The sequence below is a fragment of the Streptomyces sp. NPDC052701 genome (assembly GCF_040678355.1).
In the GTDB taxonomy this organism is placed as follows: domain Bacteria; phylum Actinomycetota; class Actinomycetes; order Streptomycetales; family Streptomycetaceae; genus Streptomyces.
In genome coordinates this window covers 38,133-55,156 of record NZ_JBFATO010000033.1, presented here as the reverse complement: position 1 = coordinate 55,156, position 17,024 = coordinate 38,133, and the positions used below count along the sequence as shown (strand labels likewise).

Annotated in this window: 11 protein-coding genes and 4 pseudogenes; 8 read left to right on the top strand and 7 right to left on the bottom strand. The window is 71.5% G+C overall.

Annotated features, from left to right (window positions below; translation table 11 throughout):
• Positions 1-33: 33 nt before the first annotated feature.
• The 3 genes from casB to AB0L29_RS28370 all read right to left on the bottom strand — a co-directional run bounded on the left by casB (position 34) and on the right by AB0L29_RS28370 (position 6,071).
• Positions 34-876 (bottom strand): type I-E CRISPR-associated protein Cse2/CasB, encoded by an 843-nt coding sequence (gene casB, locus AB0L29_RS28380; RefSeq protein ID WP_365830882.1) that lies wholly within the window; start codon positions 874-876, stop codon positions 34-36.
• A complete protein-coding gene (casA, locus tag AB0L29_RS28375) occupies positions 873-5,603 on the bottom strand; it encodes a type I-E CRISPR-associated protein Cse1/CasA (protein ID WP_365830960.1) in 4,731 nt (1,576 codons plus the stop codon). Before casA ends, casB begins: the two co-directional genes overlap by 4 nt.
• A 228-nt stretch (positions 5,604-5,831) precedes the next feature.
• Positions 5,832-6,071 (bottom strand): hypothetical protein, encoded by a 240-nt coding sequence (locus tag AB0L29_RS28370; protein WP_365830880.1) that lies wholly within the window; start codon positions 6,069-6,071, stop codon positions 5,832-5,834.
• A 779-nt stretch (positions 6,072-6,850) separates the two neighbouring features.
• Here AB0L29_RS28370 and AB0L29_RS28365 point away from each other — a divergent pair.
• Positions 6,851-7,432, top strand: a pseudogene (locus AB0L29_RS28365) (hypothetical protein); the annotation flags it as partial.
• Between the two features lie 111 nt (positions 7,433-7,543).
• On the opposite strand, the pseudogene AB0L29_RS28360 reads toward AB0L29_RS28365, so the two are convergent.
• A pseudogene (locus tag AB0L29_RS28360) lies at positions 7,544-7,855 on the bottom strand (nitroreductase family protein); the annotation flags it as partial.
• Between the two features lie 253 nt (positions 7,856-8,108).
• Here AB0L29_RS28360 and AB0L29_RS28355 point away from each other — a divergent pair.
• The 4 genes and pseudogenes from AB0L29_RS28355 to AB0L29_RS28340 all read left to right on the top strand — a co-directional run bounded on the left by AB0L29_RS28355 (position 8,109) and on the right by AB0L29_RS28340 (position 10,365).
• A pseudogene (locus tag AB0L29_RS28355) lies at positions 8,109-8,842 on the top strand (IS6 family transposase).
• A 65-nt stretch (positions 8,843-8,907) separates the two neighbouring features.
• Positions 8,908-9,081: pseudogene (locus tag AB0L29_RS28350) on the top strand (site-specific integrase); the annotation flags it as partial.
• 79 nt (positions 9,082-9,160) lie between these two features.
• Entirely contained in the window at positions 9,161-10,075 is a 915-nt protein-coding gene (locus tag AB0L29_RS28345) for a HipA family kinase (RefSeq protein WP_365830878.1), read from the top strand.
• Positions 10,072-10,365 carry an Rdx family protein gene (locus AB0L29_RS28340; RefSeq protein ID WP_365830876.1) on the top strand — a complete coding sequence of 98 codons (294 nt, stop codon included), beginning with the start codon at positions 10,072-10,074 and terminating at the stop codon, positions 10,363-10,365. Before AB0L29_RS28345 ends, AB0L29_RS28340 begins: the two co-directional genes overlap by 4 nt.
• Here the strand turns inward: AB0L29_RS28340 and aceB are convergent.
• The gene (gene aceB, locus AB0L29_RS28335) at positions 10,355-11,980 is read right to left on the bottom strand and encodes a malate synthase A (protein WP_365830874.1); all 1,626 of its coding nucleotides are present in this window, start codon (positions 11,978-11,980) and stop codon (positions 10,355-10,357) included. The two genes, AB0L29_RS28340 and aceB, sit on opposite strands and share 11 nt — an antisense overlap.
• A gap of 186 nt (positions 11,981-12,166) precedes the next feature.
• Positions 12,167-12,781: a nucleotidyltransferase family protein gene (locus tag AB0L29_RS28330; RefSeq protein ID WP_365830872.1), complete on the bottom strand. Its 615-nt coding sequence runs from the start codon at positions 12,779-12,781 to the stop codon at positions 12,167-12,169.
• Positions 12,782-13,035: 254 nt separating this feature from the next.
• Here AB0L29_RS28330 and AB0L29_RS28325 point away from each other — a divergent pair, with 254 nt between their 5' ends.
• Positions 13,036-13,323, top strand: a complete 288-nt coding sequence (locus tag AB0L29_RS28325) for a DUF5955 family protein (RefSeq protein ID WP_365830958.1) — start codon at positions 13,036-13,038, stop codon at positions 13,321-13,323.
• 89 nt (positions 13,324-13,412) lie between these two features.
• Here AB0L29_RS28325 and AB0L29_RS28320 read toward each other — a convergent pair whose 3' ends face one another.
• Positions 13,413-14,216, bottom strand: a complete 804-nt coding sequence (locus AB0L29_RS28320; RefSeq protein ID WP_365830870.1) for an IclR family transcriptional regulator — start codon at positions 14,214-14,216, stop codon at positions 13,413-13,415.
• 270 nt (positions 14,217-14,486) lie between these two features.
• Here AB0L29_RS28320 and allB point away from each other — a divergent pair, with 270 nt between their 5' ends.
• Together allB and alc are read left to right on the top strand one after the other, a co-directional pair.
• The gene (gene allB / locus AB0L29_RS28315) at positions 14,487-15,824 is read left to right on the top strand and encodes an allantoinase AllB (protein WP_365830868.1); all 1,338 of its coding nucleotides are present in this window, start codon (positions 14,487-14,489) and stop codon (positions 15,822-15,824) included.
• A 61-nt stretch (positions 15,825-15,885) separates the two neighbouring features.
• The gene (alc, locus tag AB0L29_RS28310) at positions 15,886-17,016 is read left to right on the top strand and encodes an allantoicase (RefSeq protein WP_365830866.1); all 1,131 of its coding nucleotides are present in this window, start codon (positions 15,886-15,888) and stop codon (positions 17,014-17,016) included.
• The last annotated feature ends 8 nt before the right edge of the window (positions 17,017-17,024 follow it).

The following is a 17,024-nucleotide window of genomic DNA, read 5'->3' as shown; positions in this document are numbered from 1 at the left end:
AGCCGCGGTCGTCTCGCGGCTGGTGGACGCGGACTACTCGCCGGCGTCGTCGAGTGATGCGTCCGGTGTCCGGGCAGCGGAAGCAGAGGCGACTTCTTCCTCGTCGTTCGCCGACGAGGTCTGGTAGAGGCGGTGGAAGTCACGGCCCCAGGAGCGCCTGACGCTGCCCTGGCTCGCCTCGTCCTGCCAGCGGTAGAGCTGCTCGGCGAGCAGGCCGTAGTCCAGGGGGATGCGGGCGTTGCGCAGTAGCAGCACCATCTCGCGCAGCCGGCGGCTGAGCATGTCGAAGTCCACCGAGGTGCCGATGCGTACGAACCGGGTTCGGATGGGCGAGTTGGCGTCCATCCTGCGGTCGGCTGCCTGATCGTTGGCCGACGGGCGGGCCGGTTCGTCCTGCACTCCTGTTTTGCCGTCGGCGAGCCGCCGTACGGCGCGGCCCAGGGACCAGCCGGCAAGATGCATGGGGTGGTCCCGGATGGACTGCTGGTGGAGTGCCCAGAGGGTCACGGCGAGGTGGACCGCGCGCTCCTCGCGCTCTTCCCGCTGCTCCTGCCAAAGCCTGATCTTGTGCGACAGGTGCCGGGACGGGTCGCTGCCGCTGCGGTCTTCTTGCCTGCGCTGTTCCCGCAGCCGGGCGAGGTCCTCCAGATATTCCAGGCCCCAGCTGGAGGGCGAGGTGTAGAGGTCGCGGCCGGCCTCGCGGCGCAGCCGGGCGACCGCGGCGACCGCGGCTGCGTCGTCTCGGCGGTAGCCGCTCTGCAGCCGGCTGACGGTCGACAGGGCGACGGAGCGGGGCACGGAGAGGCGGCGCGTGTTGTCGCTGTCCTGCTTCGGGGTGGCGGGAGCGGGCTCGGTGTGTGGTGTCGTTGTCGTCATCGTGCGCTCTCCGCGCGGTCGGGGCCGACGAGTCGAGGGCCTGACTGGGCCGGTACTGGGACGGTGGTAGGTCGGCTTGGCGGCGGGCCCAGGACCTTGTACAGGCGGGCTCTGAACCACTGCTCGGCGCGGCCGGTGTCCATCAGCCGGCTGCCCTGTCCGGGGACGTCGATCATGCGTCCTTCGTCCGCGGCGGGGCCTGTGGAGTCGAGCAGTTGCCGGCTTAGCCGTTCGAGATGTTCGCGGACCGTCTCCCGCCACTGCTGGCGAGCCGTCTCCAGGTCCGGGAAGGCCAGTAGGTCCTTCAGCCATGCCCGGTAGGGGCCGTCCAGGGCACCGAAGCCCAGATCGCGGGCGGCGGCGACGGGAGTCGTCGGGTCGCTCCCGGCGGCGCGCGCCAGGTTCCCGGCGAGCTGGCCCAGGGCGCTTACGGCTAGCTCGGCGTCGCTGACCGCGTCGACGGCGGTGGCGCCGTACACCGGGTCCGCCTCGTGCAGGGTGATCACAGGCAGAATCACCGAGTCGTCCACAATCTCGTCAATCACGGACTGCTGCGTGCCGTAGACCGCACCGATCAGATGCAGCCTAACCAGGGTTCCGGGAGGGATCTCACTGGTCGTGATTACTTGCGTGAACCACCGGGTGATGCCGGATCGCAGAATCCGGTCGGGCTCGCCTCGTTTACCGCCGTCGGTCACCTGCTGGCGGGCCGGAAGTAGGGAGCCCAGCCCGCGCCAGGCCGCCCTGCTCGGATCGTGCCGTAGCGGCGTGTACACCGGGGTGCGTCCCTGCTTCTTCTCCTGCGTCTCGCTGCGCCGCCAGCTCGACATTGGCTCCAGCTTCCACGGCGCCGCCAGCGCCAGCGGGTCGCCGTAGCCGAGCACCACTCCGGTGACCGCGCCGTCCTCGGTGTGCAGCCGGATTCTGCGGGACTGCCAGGTATACAGATCGCGAAGGCCGGTGGGCCGGGCCGGGCTGCCGGCGCCGTCGCGCTCTCCGGGACCCAGCGGGGTGGGGCGCCGCCAGACCGGCATGTCCTCCCTGTCGGAGGTGTCCCAGTTCGCCCCCGTCTCTTCCAGGGCGATGAGGTTGAGCAGCAGGGTTTCGCGTAGCGTCGCCCCCTCGGCGAAGACGCCGCCGAGGTTGCCCAGGGAGCCCACTCCCAGCGGGTAGACCTTGCCTGCCTTTCCTCGCTTGTCGCCGACCATGGCGGACTTGATGCCGGAGGTGTCGTAGGCGTGGGTGTGCACGAGCCACCGGGCGGCCTCCGCGTACGACAGCATTTCGACGCCGGGCTGCCGCATGGTGAAGAAGAGCTCCCCCACCGGCACATCCGCGACGATCCGGGTGAGCGGCGCGACCTCTCCCTTTTCCGTGCGCAGGCCGGCGACCTGATAGAACGGCCGCTCGGGGTGGAAGAGATCGAACCGGTCCCGGTGACGTGCCAGGTAGTCGGCCACCGGCGCGAACGGCCGGGGCGACATCCACAGGTCTTCCCAGTCCTCGACCTCGGCCGGACCGTCCAACGCGTCATACAAGATCGCCAGCAACAGCCGCAGCAGGGCGATCTCCTGTGTGGGAACGTCCCCCACCAGCCGCCGTAGCGAATCCGCCTGTTCGAACAAGCCGAGAAGGGAGACCTCCTCCACCGCCCCGTCCGCGTGCTGCACCGGCAACCACGGCATGGCCACCAGGTCGAAGGACGGCAGCCCGCCCGTTCCGGAACCGCGTGCGCTCACCACGCCGGCCTCGACAGATGCCGCGCGGTTTGCGATAGCAGCACCGGCACTGGCTTTGGCCGCGTGCTCATCCTGCTCACCCATACCCCCCTCTTGGGCTTCATCGTTCTCCGGTGGCGCCTGCGCGCCTCCCCCCGTCGCACCGCCCCTGGCCGCGGGCACGCCAGGAGCCGTCACCCGCAGGCCGTCGGCACGGCTGTAGGTGAGCTGGAAGCCTGCCAGACGGCACTGACAATCGGCGTCGAGCACAAGGATCAACTCGCCTGCCAGCCAAGGGCAGTCCTTTGCCTGCCAGGCGGGAACCCGGAACTGCTCCAGCTCGGCGATCGTCCTGTCGATCAACCACGGCGAGCTGAAACGCCCCGGCAGAGTGAGCGCGCTCGCGGCCACTGCCTCGGCGGCGCGCCGAGACGGAGCGAAATCGGTCGGCAGCTCCAGTCCGCCCCGCCCCCCCTCGCGGCCGCCGTCCAGCCACGGCACTGTGGTCAATCGGCCGTCGGCCTGCCGCTGAACGACCAGCACCTCGAGCGTCTCCGGGCTGTCGCGCACCTGGGCACGTCCCGCACGGGTGTCGTCCACATCGCCGGCGGCGGCCTCCAACCACCCGTACACCGGCCGCCCCGGCCGCCCGACCGGATCGAGGAGGAAACTCCCCGCTTTCTCCCGCTTCTCGGCGAGCAATCCTTCGTGCGCATCCCGCAACTTGCTCAGCCTCTGCGCCCACGTCTGCGGACCAACGGGCTGCTCGCCGTAGGCCCTCTGCACCAGCGGGCTGATGCCGCCCGGTAGCTCCAGAGCCACGCCGTCGAAATACGGCTCCAGCACGGCGATGGAGCGCAGCAGGACGTACTCACTCCGGTACACCGCGCACGTCCCCTTGACCGGCTGCGGAGGCGCCGCAGACCAGTCCACTCCGGTGGTCAGGCAGCGCGGTCGGGCCAGGCGCCGAGGCCGGGAGCGCTGGTGTCGGTGCAGCCGTCCCATCCTCTGCAGCACCAGGTCCACCGGAGCCAGATCCGTCACCAGCAGATCGAAATCGATGTCGAGCGACTGCTCCGCCACCTGGCTGGCCACGACCACATGACGAGCGGGACGCTCCCGCCCGTCCGGGCCGAACCGCCGCAGCAGCCCGGCGTCCTTCGCCGCCCGGTCCGCGGCGAGGAAGCGTGAGTGCGCCACCGTAACCGCGTCCTCGCCCAGGCGCTGCCGCAGCACGTCCGCGGTCTGCAGGACCCGGTCCACGGTGTTGCGTACGACCAGCGCGCAGCCGCCGTCGGCCAGCTCTCGCTCAAGGCGGTCGGCCAACACCTCCAGGTCGTCGTCCAGCCGCTCCAGCACCACCTGCGTTTGCCGGCCGGAGGCAGCCGACGGCCGCGCTGAAAGAACCGGCCGGCCCGGACAGGCGGCAGTGATCAGGGGGTAGGCGTCGGAGCTCGTCTCCACGCCGTCCGCCGCCGAACCGGCGTAGGCGGCCACCAGCGCACGCCGCCGTTCCTGCGGCAGCGTGGCCGACAGCAGCACCACCGGAACCCGGTACGCCGCCAGCCACTCCAGCACGCGGTCGAGGTAGCGCCCCATGTAGGCGTCGTAGGCGTGCACCTCGTCGATCACCACGACCTTGCCCGCCACCGCCAGATGCCGCAGAGCCAGGTGGCGGCTCTTCAACCCGGCGAACAACACCTGGTCGATGGTCGCCACCCCGAACGACGCCAGCAACTGCTTTTTGCGCCCGCGCAACCACTGGTGCGCATGCAGGACGGAAGGCTTGGCATCCGCCTCACCCTGCTGGTGCCGCTCGTCCGGATCGACACCGAGGATGGACGGCTGCCTCCGGCGCAGGAGGCCTGCCCACACCCTGTTGAGCGCCGCCTTGGCATGGGCCAGAACGACCGTACGCCGACGGTCCCCCTCCACCGTGCCGCCAGGGAGCCGTTCCAGCCACTCCAGCAGACGAGGGAACATAGCATCCCCCGTTGCACGCGTGGGCAAAGCCACCAGCACCCCGCCGGCACCGGACCGCGCCGCCAGAACCTCCGCAGCAGCCAGTGCCGCCTCGGTCTTCCCCTCGCCCATGGGGGCCTCGATCACCAGCAGCCCCGGCTCGGGCATGGAGCGCGCCACCTGCACGGCCTCGGACTGAACCGGCCGGATCGCCGCGCCCTTGAGCCTAGGAAAGCGCCGCGCGAACAACTCGGCGGTGGAGTGCCGAGGTTCCTCGGGACTCCACGGCTTCGGCAGGTCCAGCTCGTCCCAGGCGGCACGGAGCCTGCGCTGCTCGCCCACCGGTCCAAACGGCTGCCAACTCTCCGGATCGTAGGGAAACAGCTCGGGCGCGCTGGCGATCCAGTCCGCGAGGATCACCACCGCCGTCAGAACCACCTGCACCGTCTGCGGCAGCCGAACCTGCCCCCACTCCGGCAGCCTGCTCCTGGCCCCGGTCGCCTGAGCACAGGCATCCATCAGCTCGTACTGGACCTGATGCCACACGCTCTCGCTCGGCCCCGGATGCCGCAGCAAGTGCGGACGCAACTGCAGGTCATGAATCTGCTGATGATCGGGCGGCACCCCATGATGACCGCCCGCAACGACCGCGAACTGCCCGGACGCACGGCCACGCAGACCGAAGCGTTCAGCCATCCACTCCTGCAGCAGCAACTGCCCGGCCAGCCCGTGCGGAGCCAGCCGCCGATCCTGGCCGTACTCCCGAACCAAGGGCATGTCGAGGCCGACGTCCCTCATCACCCCGGCCAAGGACTCCACTTGGCACGCGAAGGCAGGCGTGGCCTTCCCCGCGTCATGGACGGCAGCCAGAAAACGCACGAGGACGTACGCGTCCGCCTCACCGGCAGGCAGGACTTCACTCACCAGCGCCTGGACGGACCGAGGCAGCCAGTGCTTCCACAGCAGCCCGGCAACGGCCCCGCTGTCCGCCATGTGGCGCCACAACGGAAGCCAACTGTCCGTTTTCCGCTCGTGCTTCGCCCACATCTGCCGCGTGGGTACGGACAACTGGTCGAGCGGCAGCAGAACGTGGTCCAAACGTGGACTCATGCGCTCATCAGACATGCTTGCCCTCTTCCTGCGCGGCCAAAGCGACAAAAGAGCCCTGGCCTGCGGGGTGTCGTGGTAGTGGGCCGTCGACACGAATGGCGTGGAGGACTACGGAACGCTCACCGCGGCGCAAGCCATCGGTGAACGCTCCGCAGCACCTGCGCGTCAGGCGAAGCGTCGGCCCGCACCGCCCGGCCGCGGCAGAAGCACCACCGTCACGATCACCACAACCCACACCCACGGCGCGAGCGGGAAGGGAAGGGACGAGCAAGGCCCGGACGGGGAGGGGGAGGTGGCGGACAGGGAGGCCGCGGGCGGGACGGCGGACAGCATCATCAGCAGCCCCTGCCAGAACGGCTCCGGCGGAGGGGGAGAGGGACGAGCTGCCGGATTTCCGGTGGTCACGTAGAATTCCTTTCGTCCTTGAGTGAGGACAGGCCGGACCCGTCCTTCCCGCGCTATCGGGAAGGGAAAAGCGGGTCCGGCCGCTTTTGGGCATGGGTGTTACACAGGTGGTAACGCCTAACCCACTGTCAGTGACAGCCTACTGGGTGGCCGCGCACCCTGTGCACGGTTCGTCGAAAGCTGTTGCTGGCTTACTCTTGGAGGCCCAGCACCTCAGTTCCTTGAGCAGGGCAATGTCCTTCACTTAGCCCAAGGCTGTTCTTGACGGCGCATCGCCACCTCAACCCCCGCAGAGGGCGGGGAGCATTTTGAAGGCCCAGCTCCTCAGGGGCCACCCCTGCAAGCGCAGGGACTCGCGGCCACGGTCAGAAGACCCTGCCAGGTGATCGTGACAACCAACTGCCCCTTGCACGCGAGCAGTTAGCACTGGCTCTCGAGGAGAGTACGCAGCCGGGGAACCCGCCCACGCAGGAAGACCGTATGCCGCAGGCTTGCACAGTACGGCATGAGAGACGTGTACGCATCCGGGTCGGCCGCCGTCAGGTCGTCCCGGTCCTGCCCGTGGAAACGGTCCGCAAGAGCTGCCTTGGCCTGGCGATGCCCGTCGGCGCTGTCACGTTATTGAGTGGTTCTCTGACAGCGCGTGAGGCATGTGGCGGGACCGGGCTTTGGGCCGGGGCGTTGTCACGTTGGTGGGGTGTTGATCGGTTGAGGGCGTAGAGGGGGCGGGCGGGGCCTGGATTACGCTGCGGTGGGCGGGGCGGTGGCGCCAGTGATCTGGTTGGAACCGGGCTGTGCTCGGCGCCGGACGCGTCGGGCCGGCGCAGCTGGCGCCGGTGTACCGAGCGCTGCGCAAGGGGTTCGAGGACGGCAAGAACGAGCCGGGGGCAGCGGACTTCTACTACGGCGAGATGGAGATGCGCCGCCACGACCGCACCGGCACCCCCCGCGCCGAACGCGGGCTGCTGTACGCCTACTGGATGCTCTCCGGCTACGGCCTGCGCGCGCTACGTGCCTTGGGCTGGTTGGCGGCCACCATGCTGATCACCATCGCGCTACTGATGGGCTTCGGGCTCCCGCAGGAGGACCCGAAGCAGAAGGCGACCCGCAATGTGCCACCTGGCGGAGGTAAGGTCACCTTCGAGATCGCAAAAGCCGACCCTCAGAACCCCACTAGGGATAGGTGGACAGGGAAGCGCTTCGAGAAGTCCCTGAACATCACAATCAACTCGGTAGTGTTCCGCTCCAGCGGACAGGATCTGACCACCGCTGGCACCTACATCGAGATGACCTCCCGCCTCGTAGAACCCGCCCTTCTCGCCCTCGCCGTTCTCGCCGTTCGCGGACGCATCAAACGCTGATCATCCACCGCTGGCTGTTCAACAAACTGAACATCCAGTCCGCTACTCACCGCGCCAACACTTCCTAGTAGTGCTTCGTTAGGTTCTGCGCTGTCTGCGGCTGCTCCGACGGTCGGGCAGACGGACGGCGGCCAGCAGCAGAGGATCGCCGGGCTCGGGCAGCAGTGTCGTCCTCGGGACGAGGCCCGCGTGTGCGGCAGCGACGCGCAGGTTGAACAATGCCGCCCCGCAGCCGATGTGCAGTGCCCGGTTGTCGGGGTCGGATCGGGACATGGCCCGCTCGGGGTCGGCCAGCAGCAACAGGTCGCGCTCGTCGCTCAGGTAGCGAAAGCGCCACGGCTGCGCATTGTGCATGGACGGCGCCGCGGTGGCCGCTGCCACCAGCGTGGCCACCGTCTTCTCGTCGGGTGATCGCTCTGCCATGGCTTCCTCCTCACAGACGCCGGGGCGCCGCCCATCCGGAGCCGCTGGATATCCGGCCGACGAACCAGCGTGCTCTTCCGCTCACCACCGGTGTCTCCTATCTCTACACATCACGCCGTGCACGAGACCCTCAAGGTCCTCACCGTCCCCGGGCCAGGGCCGGCCGGCCCTCTCCTGTCCGCGTCCCCGGGAGCGTCCAGCCGGGCGCTGTCACGTTGGCTGATCGGGTGGAATCATTTTCTGGTTGGTCGTGCTGGGAGGGGGCGTCTGTGGACAACGCACCGCCGTCGTAAAGGGGCACCGGTACCCGGTCGAGGTGATCGCGCACTGCGTGTGGCTGTACTTCCGCTTCCCGCTCAGCTTCCGCGAGGTCGAGGAGCTGATGCTCGAGCGCGGCGTGATGGTGACCCACGAGACGATCCGCCGCTGGTGCGCGAAGTTCGGCAGTCCTACGCCAACGGCCTGCGCCGCCGCCAGCCCCGGCCCGGGGACAAGTGGCACCTGGACGAGGTCTTCGTCAGGGTCAACGGCGAGCAGCGGTACCTGTGGCGGGCCGTCGACCAGGACGGCAACGTGCTCGACATCTTGGTCCAGAACCGGCGGGACACCGCTGCGGCCAGGCGCTTCTTCCGTAAACTACTCAAGAAGACTTGCTCGGTGCCGCGGGTGGTGGTCACCGACAAGCTCCGTTCCTACGACGCGGCCCACCGCGAGGTCATGCCCTCCGTCGAGCACCGCTCGCACAAGGGCTTGAACAACCGAGCCGAGAACAGTCATCAGCCCACCCGGCAGCGTGAACGTGCCATGAAGGGCTTCCGCGGCGTCGGCGGAACCCAGCAGTTCCTGTCCGCGTTCAGCGGCATCTCACCCCTTTTCCGGCCCCGCCGCCATCTGATGACCGCCGCCCACTACCGCGTCGAGATGACCATCCGCTTCGCCATCTGGGACCAGATCACTGGCGCCACCGCCCCGCCCACCGCAGCGTAATCCAGGCCCCGCCCGCCCCCTCTACGCCCTCAACCGATCAACACCCCACCAACGTGACAACGCCCGTGGTGACGCTGGCGCGATGGCTCGGGCACTCCTCCCCGGCTGTCACGCTTGGTTACTATGCTCACTTCATGCCGGAGGCCGGAAGCAAGGGACGCACCGCCATTGACGGACTGCTGGGGAGAACGGGAGACGAGCATGCCAGCCGGAGCTCCCCAGATTCTCCCCGGGGTTGAGCAGGGAGGTTTTCCCGGATTGCGTCGCGTTGGAGCTGGCCGTGGAATGTAAGGTAATCGAGCCGTAGGACCTTTGAAGATGCTGAGAGAGGTCATCGCCACCCGCTACATCGCACCCCTGCGCTCCGGCGGCTCCGTGCCCGGCGTCGTCGAGGCCGACGACCTGGGCACCTACGTCGTGAAGTTCACCGGCTCCGCGCAGGGCCGCAAGGCGCTGGTCGCCGAGGTGATCGTGGGCCGGCTGGCCCGCGCCCTGGGGCTGCGGTTCCCGGAGCTGGTCCTGGTGCACTTCGACCCGGCGATCGCCGCGCACGAGCCGCACCAGGAGGTGCGGGGGCTGCACGCCTCCAGCGCGGGGGTCAACCTCGGCATGGACTACCTGCCGGGCGCGCGGGACCTCACACCGGAGATCGCCAGGACCTTTCCCGTCGACCCGCTGGAGGCGGGGCGGATCGTCTGGCTCGACGCCCTGACCGTGAACGTCGACCGCACCGTGCACAGTTCCAACCTGGTGATCTGGCCTACCTTCGGCACCGCGCCCCCGCGCCTGTGGCTGATCGACCACGGCGCCGCCCTGGTCTTCCACCACCGCTGGGACGCCTCGGAGCCCCGGAAGGCGTACGACTTCCGCCACCACGCGCTCGGCCACTACGGGCCCGACGTCCGGGCGGCGGACGCGGAACTGGCACCCCGGGTGACCGAGGAACTGCTGCGCGAGGTCGTGGCGGAGGTGCCCGATGCCTGGCTCGCGGACCAGGAGGGCTTCGCGACGCCGGACGCGGTCCGGGACGCCTACGTCGGCTATCTGCACGCGCGCGTGCGGGCCTCCGCGGCCTGGCTCCCCACCGACTTCCCCTCGCGGGAGGAACTCGCCGCCGAGGAGGCCCGCCGGACGGCGCGGACCCGGCAAGGACGGCCGGACTGGCTCAAGTGGGTCCCGGACCTGCACGGCGGACCGGCCGCGGAACAGGACGGGGCGGTGTACCCGGGATGACCACGCGACCTCACCGCGTGCAGATCGAGTACTGCACCCGGTGCCGCTGGCTGCCGCGCGCCGCCTGGCTGGCGCAGGAGCTGCTGACGACCTTCGAGGCCGAACTGACGGAGCTGGCCCTCAAGCCCGGCACGGGCGGCGTCTTCGTCGTCCGCGTCGACGACGAGGTCGTCTGGGACCGCCGCGAGCAGGGCTTCCCCGAGCCGACGGCCGTGAAGAGGGCCGTGCGCGACCGGGTGGCCCCGGGGAAGCCCCTGGGCCACTCGGAGGAGCAGCCGCTCAGCCCTTGAGCCGCTCGTACGCCGGAAGGGTCAGGAAGTCGACGTAGTCCTCGTCGAGGGAGACCGTCAGCAGCAGGTCGTGGGCCTGCCGCCAGTTGCCCGCGGCGAAGGCCTCCTCGCCGGCCTCGGCCCTGATGGCGGCGAGTTCCCCGGCGGCGATCCGGCGGACCAGGCCGGCGGTGACCCTCTCGCCGTTGTCGAGGACGACGCCGGCGTTGATCCACTGCCAGATCTGGGAGCGGGAGATCTCGGCGGTGGCCGCGTCCTCCATCAGGTTGAAGATCGCGACGGCGCCGAGGCCGCGCAGCCAGGCCTCGATGTAGCGGATGCCGACCTGGACGGCGTTGACCAGGCCCGCGTACGTCGGCCTGGCGTCGAGGGAGCCGACGGCGATCAGGTCGGCCGCCCCGACGTCGACGTCCTCGCGCAGCCGGTCCTTCTGGTGGGGCCGGTCGCCCAGGACCTTGTCGAAGGACTCCATGGCGACCGGCACCAGGTCGGGGTGGGCGACCCAGGAGCCGTCGAAGCCGTCGTTCGCCTCGCGGTCCTTGTCGGCGCGGACCTTCTCGAAGGCGGCCTTGTTGGCCTCGGGGTCCCTGCGGGAGGGGACGAAGGCGGCCATGCCGCCGATCGCGTGCGCGCCGCGCCGGTGGCAGGTGCGCACGAGCAGTTCGGTGTACGCCCGCATGAACGGGGCCGTCATCGTCACCGCGTTGCGGTCCGGCAGGACGAACTCCGCCCCGGCGTCACGGAAGTTCTTGACGAGGGAGAACAGGTAGTCCCAGCGGCCGGCGTTCAGCCCGGAGGCGTGCTCGCGCAGTTCGTAGAGGATCTCCTCCATCTCGTACGCCGCCGTGATCGTCTCGATCAGGACGGTCGCGCGGACGGTGCCCCGCGGGATGCCGGCGTGGTCCTGCGCGAAGACGAACACGTCGTTCCAGAGGCGGGCCTCCAGGTGGGACTCCGTCTTCGGGAGGTAGAAGTACGGGCCCTTGCCCAGGTCCAGCAGGCGCCGGGCGTTGTGGAAGAAGTACAGGCCGAAGTCGACGAGGGCGCCGGGGACCGGCGTGCCGTGCCCGTCGACGAGATGGCGCTCGTCCAGGTGCCAGCCGCGCGGGCGCATCACGACCGTCGCCAGCTCCTCGTCGGGGCGCAGGGCGTAGGACTTGCCGGAGACCGGGTCCGTGAAGTCGATGTCCCGGGTGTACGCGTCGATCAGGTTGAGCTGGCCGAGGACGATGTTCTCCCAGGTAGGGGACAAGGCGTCCTCGAAGTCCGCGAGCCAGACGCGGGCGCCCGAGTTGAGGGCGTTGACGGTCATCCGGCGGTCGGCGGGGCCGGTGATCTCGACCCGGCGGTCCTCCAGGGCGGGCGGGGCCGGGGCCACCTTCCAGGAGTCGTCCGCGCGGATCGCGGCGGTCTCCGGGAGGAAGTCGAGCGTGCGGGTGCGGGCGATCCCGGCGCGGCGCTGCGCGCGGCGGGCGAGGAGCTCGTCGCGCCGGGGCGTGAACCGCCGGTGCAGCTCGGCCACGAAGGCGAGCGCCGCGTCGGTGAGGACCTCCTCCTGCCGGGGCAGGGGCCCGGCGTCGACGACGAGCGGCGGGGACGGCGCTGGTGCGGACATGAACGGTCCCTTCCTTCGGCGGGCGTGGCACCGGGTACCGGACTCCCCGGCAGGGCGGCGGGCGCCCGCGGAGCCGCCGGGCTCTTCTGAACAGCGGACAGTACTTTCCTCATGGTGGAATTTCAACGGTGTGCAGGAGCCGGGACACGCAGGGCCGGGGCGATCCGGCGCTCGGTGCCGCCGGTCTCACTCGAGGAACGCGAGGTCGGCCGCCGTGTCGATGTCGTACGCCTGCGCCACGTCCCCGCACTCGACCAGCGCGACCGCCTCCCGGCGCGCCTTCAGGTAGGCGCGCGCCCCCCGGTCCCCGGTCGCCGTCGCGGCGACGCCCGCCCAGTGCGCGGCGCCGAGGAGGACCGGATGGCCCCGTACGCCGTCGTAGGCGGCCGAGACCAGCGACTCCTCCGAGGCGAACGCGCCGAGCACCCGGGCCACCGCCCGCGGGCCGATGCCCGGCTGGTCGACGAGCGAGACCAGCGCGGCCCGCGAGCCGGTCCCGGCCAGCGAGCCGAGCCCGACGCGCAGCGACGAGCCCATGCCCTGCTCCCAGTCCGGGTTGTCGACCAGCACGCAGTCCGGCAGCGCGGCCCGCGCGCGCACCTCGTCCGCCCGCGCGCCCAGCACCACGTGCACCTGCGCGCAGCCGCCCGCGCGCAGCGCCCGCACGGCGTGCTCCACGAGCGGCCGTCCGCGGTGCTCCAGCAGCGCCTTGGGCCGCCCGCCGAGCCGCCGTCCGCCTCCCGCGGCGAGCAGCAGCCCGGCCACCACCCGCGTGTCCCCGGTCGCCTCCGGTGTCGTCATGGGTCCTGCATACCCCACGACCGGGCCGGGCCGGGGACTTCGGGGTCCGTGCCGGATGTCACGCAGCGGAGCAACTCGATGACGCAGCGGACTGGCGCCGGGCGGCCGGGGTGGCGTTAACTGTCGCCCGCACCGACCGGGCCGGGCGTTCGGCCGCTGTCCGGGGCGGGGAGGCGTCGGAACACAACGCGCATGACGGCGTGCGGAGGGGGAGAGCTGTGTCGCGGAGCGTGGAGCAGCGGCGGCAGGGGTCTGTGACCGGCGGCGACGAGGATCCGCGGGTGACGCGGCTGCGCTCGGCCGTGTCCCGGCTGCGCCGCCAACTCGCCGCCCATCCGGGAAAGTTCGCGGATCGTGGCATCGCGGAGGAGGAACTGGCCGCACTGGCCGCCATGACGGCCGGCGGCGTCCCCGAGGTCCCGCGGCTGCGCCGCTCCCTGCTGCTGGTCGCCGGGGCGATCGGCTCGGTGAGCGCGCTGTCCCGGGGGCTGTCGGAGGTGCGGGACGCGGTGGAGCTGTTCGGCGGGCCGCCCCGGGGGTGACGGCGGGGCGCGGAAAGCGCGCCCCCGCGGTGCCGGCGGCCCCCGGCCCCTGACGGCAACAAGGGCCGCCGGTGCGGACGCGGGGGTGCTCAGGCGGTGGGGCCGCCCGTGCTCGTGAGCGCCTCGGACAGCTCCGCCGCCACCTGCTGCAGCACCGGCACGATCCTCTCCGTCGCCGCCTCCGTGACCCGGCCCGCCGGGCCGGAGATGGAGATGGCCGCCGCGGTGGGGGAGCGGGGCACGGAGACCGCCAGGCAGCGCACCCCTGTCTCCTGCTCGCCGTCGTCGACGGCGTAGCCCTGCCGGCGCACCTCCTCCAGTGCCGCGAGGAAGCCCTCGGGCGTGGTGATCGTCCTCTCGGTCGCGGCGGGCATGCCCGTCCGGGCGAGCAGCGCCCGGACCTCCTCGGGCGGGAGGCCGGCGAGCAGGGCCTTGCCCACGCCCGTGGAGTGCGGCAGGACGCGCCGGCCGACCTCGGTGAACATGCGCATCGAGTGCTTGGAGGGCACCTGTGCCACGTACACGATCTCGTCCCCGTCCAGCAGCGCCATGTTCGCCGTCTCGCCGGTCTCCTCGACCAGGCGGGCCAGGTGCGGGCGGGCCCAGGTGCCCAGCAGCCGGGCCGCGGACTCGCCGAGCCGGATCAGGCGCGGGCCGAGCGCGTAGCGGCGGTTGGGCTGCTGGCGGACGTACCCGCAGGCCACCAGGGTGCGCATCAGGCGGTGGATGGTCGGCAGGGGCAGCCCGCTGCTCGCGGACAGCTCGCTCAGGCCGACCTCGCCGCCGGCGTCCGCCATCCGCTCGAGCAGGTCGAAGGTGCGCTCCAGGGACTGGACGCCGCCGCTGGCGGAGGACCGGGCGGAGCCGGTGGTGCTGGCTCTGGACGTCGGCACGGCGCGTTCCTTTCGGGCTGGCGGGAGGGCAGAAGCCTGCTCGGCAGCCGGTCGGACCCCCGTCGGCACGCGGCTTTTTCTGCTTCCCGGAAGCATAATTCCGCTCTATGGAAACGTCCAGTGCCGGAGCGCGGCGGCCACCCGGGAGAAGTGTGCCCTTGACGGCGGGGGAGCGGGAGTGAAGACTTTTTCAACAGAACGTTGAATTCCGTGACGCGGAAACCCGTCCCGTGACCGAACGTCCGACGGCGGCGAAGGAGAGGGGCCCGGGTGCCCGACGCCGAACTGGTGCTGCGCTCGACGCGCGTCATCACTCCCGCAGGGACGCGCGCCGCGTCGATCGCGGTCGCCGGCGGCACGATCACGGCCGTCCTGCCGTACGACGCGCCCCTGCCCCGGGGCGCCCGCCTGGAGGACGTCGGCGACCACGTCGTGCTGCCCGGACTGGTCGACACCCACGTGCACGTCAACGACCCCGGCCGCGCCGAGTGGGAGGGCTTCTGGACCGCCACGCGCGCCGCGGCGGCCGGCGGCATCACCACCCTGGTCGACATGCCGCTCAACTCCCTGCCGCCCACGACGACGGTCGGCAACCTCCGGGCCAAGCGGAGGGCCGCCGCCGGCAGGACGCACGTCGACGTCGGCTTCTGGGGCGGCGCCCTGCCGGACAACGTCGCGGACCTGCGCCCGCTGCACGAGGCCGGCGTCCTCGGCTTCAAGGCGTTCCTGTCGCCCTCGGGCGTGGCGGAGTTCCCGCACCTGGACCAGGACCGGCTCGCCCGCTCCCTGGCGGAGATCGCCGCCTTCGACGGCCTGCTGACCGTGCACGCCGAGGACCCGCACCACCTGGCCTCCGCGCCGCAGCGCGGCGGCCCCCGGTACGCCGACTTCCTCGCCGGCCGCCCGCGCGAGGCCGAGAACACCGCCATCGCCACCCTCGTCGCGCAGGCCCGGCGCCTCCACGCGCGCGTGCACGTCCTGCACCTGTCCTCCGGTGACGCGCTGCCGCTGATCGCCGAGGCCAGGGCCGAGGGCGTGCGCCTCACCGTGGAGACCTGCCCGCACTACCTGACCCTGACCGCCGAGGAGGTCCCGGACGGCGCCAGCGAGTTCAAGTGCTGCCCGCCCATCCGCGAGGCCGCCAACCGGGACCTGCTCTGGCGGGCGCTGGCCGACGGCGTCATCGACTGCGTCGTCACCGACCACTCCCCCTCGACGGCCGACCTGAAGACGGACGACTTCGCCACCGCCTGGGGCGGCATCTCCAGCCTCCAGCTGAGCCTGTCCGCCGTGTGGACGGAGGCCCGCAGGCGGGGACACGGTCTGCAGGACGTCGCGCGCTGGATGTCCACGCGGCCGGCCGGCCTGGTGGGCCTGCGCCGCAAGGGCGCCGTCGAGGCGGGCCGCGACGCCGACTTCGCCGTCCTCGCGCCCGACGAGACGTTCACCGTCGACCCGGCGGCCCTCCAGCACCGCAACCGCGTCACGGCGTACGCGGGCCGGACCCTGTACGGGGTGGTGAAGTCCACCTGGCTGCGCGGGCAGCGCATCACGGCGGACGGCGCGTTCACCGCACCGCGGGGCCGCCTGCTCGACCGGAACCCGTGAGGGCTCCGCGCTCACCCCCGCAACCGCACCGGCCGAGTCCCGAAAGGCGGACCTGATCACCGTGACGGCGCAGCAGCACCCCCCGCCGGCTCGTTTCACCGGCGACGCGAACCCCTACCGGGGCGGTGACCCGTACGCGGACTACCGCACCGCCGACTTCCCCTTCACCCACCACACCGACCTCGCCGACCGGCGGCTCGGCGCCGGTGTCGTCGCCGCCGGCGACGAGTTCTTCGCGCAGCGCGAGAACCTGCTGGCGCCCGGGCGCGCCGAGTTCGACCCCGAGCACTTCGGGCACAAGGGCAAGGTCATGGACGGCTGGGAGACCCGCCGGCGCCGCGGCGCCTCGGCCGAGCACCCCTGGCCGGCCGCCGAGGACCACGACTGGGCGCTGATCCGCCTCGGCGCGCCCGGCGTCGTCCGCGGCATCGTCGTCGACACCGCCCACTTCCGCGGCAACCACCCGCAGGCGGTGTCGATCGAGGCCACGTCGGTGCCGGGCGCCCCCTCGCCCGGGGAACTGCTCTCGGGCGGCGTGCGGTGGACGACGCTGGTCCCGCGCACCCCGGTCGGCGGCCACGCGGCCAACGGCTTCGAGGTCGCCGTCGAGCGGCGCTTCACCCACCTGCGCCTCAACCAGCACCCCGACGGGGGCATCGCGCGGCTGCGCGTGTACGGCGAGGTCGTCCCGGATCCCGCGTGGCTCCGGGCGCTGGGCACCTTCGACGTCGTCGCCCTGGAGAACGGCGGCAGCGTCGAGGACGCCTCCGACCTCTTCTACTCGCCCGCCGCCCACACCATCCGGCCGGGCCGCTCCCGCAGGATGGACGAGGGCTGGGAGACCCGGCGCCGCCGCGACCGGGGCAACGACTGGATCCGCTACCGGCTGGTGGAGCGGTCCGAGGTCCGCGCGGTCGTGATCGACACCGCCTGCCTCAAGGGCAACAGCGCCGGCTGGGCGTCGGTGTCGGTGAAGGACGGCGAGAGCGGCGAGTGGCGGGAGATCCTGCCCCGCACCCGTCTCCAGCCCGACACCGACCACCGCTTCGTGCTCGCGGAACCCGCCGTCGGCACGCACGCGCGCCTGGACGTCTTCCCCGACGGGGGCATCTCCCGCCTGCGCCTGTTCGGCTCCCTCACCGAGGAGGGCGCGTCCCGGCTGGCGGCCCGCCACCAGGACCCGGGCGGCTGAGCCGCCCC

Bases quoted from the DNA above. Each gene is read 5' to 3' on its own strand.
- casB (WP_365830882.1), bottom strand. From the start codon at position 876: ATGACGACAACGACACCACACACCGAGCCCGCTCCCGCCACCCCGAAG.
- casA (WP_365830960.1), bottom strand. From the start codon at position 5,603: ATGTGGGCGAAGCACGAGCGGAAAACGGACAGTTGGCTTCCGTTGTGG.
- AB0L29_RS28345 (WP_365830878.1), top strand. From the start codon at position 9,161: ATGCTGAGAGAGGTCATCGCCACCCGCTACATCGCACCCCTGCGCTCC.
- AB0L29_RS28340 (WP_365830876.1), top strand. From the start codon at position 10,072: ATGACCACGCGACCTCACCGCGTGCAGATCGAGTACTGCACCCGGTGC.
- aceB (WP_365830874.1), bottom strand. From the start codon at position 11,980: ATGTCCGCACCAGCGCCGTCCCCGCCGCTCGTCGTCGACGCCGGGCCC.
- AB0L29_RS28330 (WP_365830872.1), bottom strand. From the start codon at position 12,781: ATGACGACACCGGAGGCGACCGGGGACACGCGGGTGGTGGCCGGGCTG.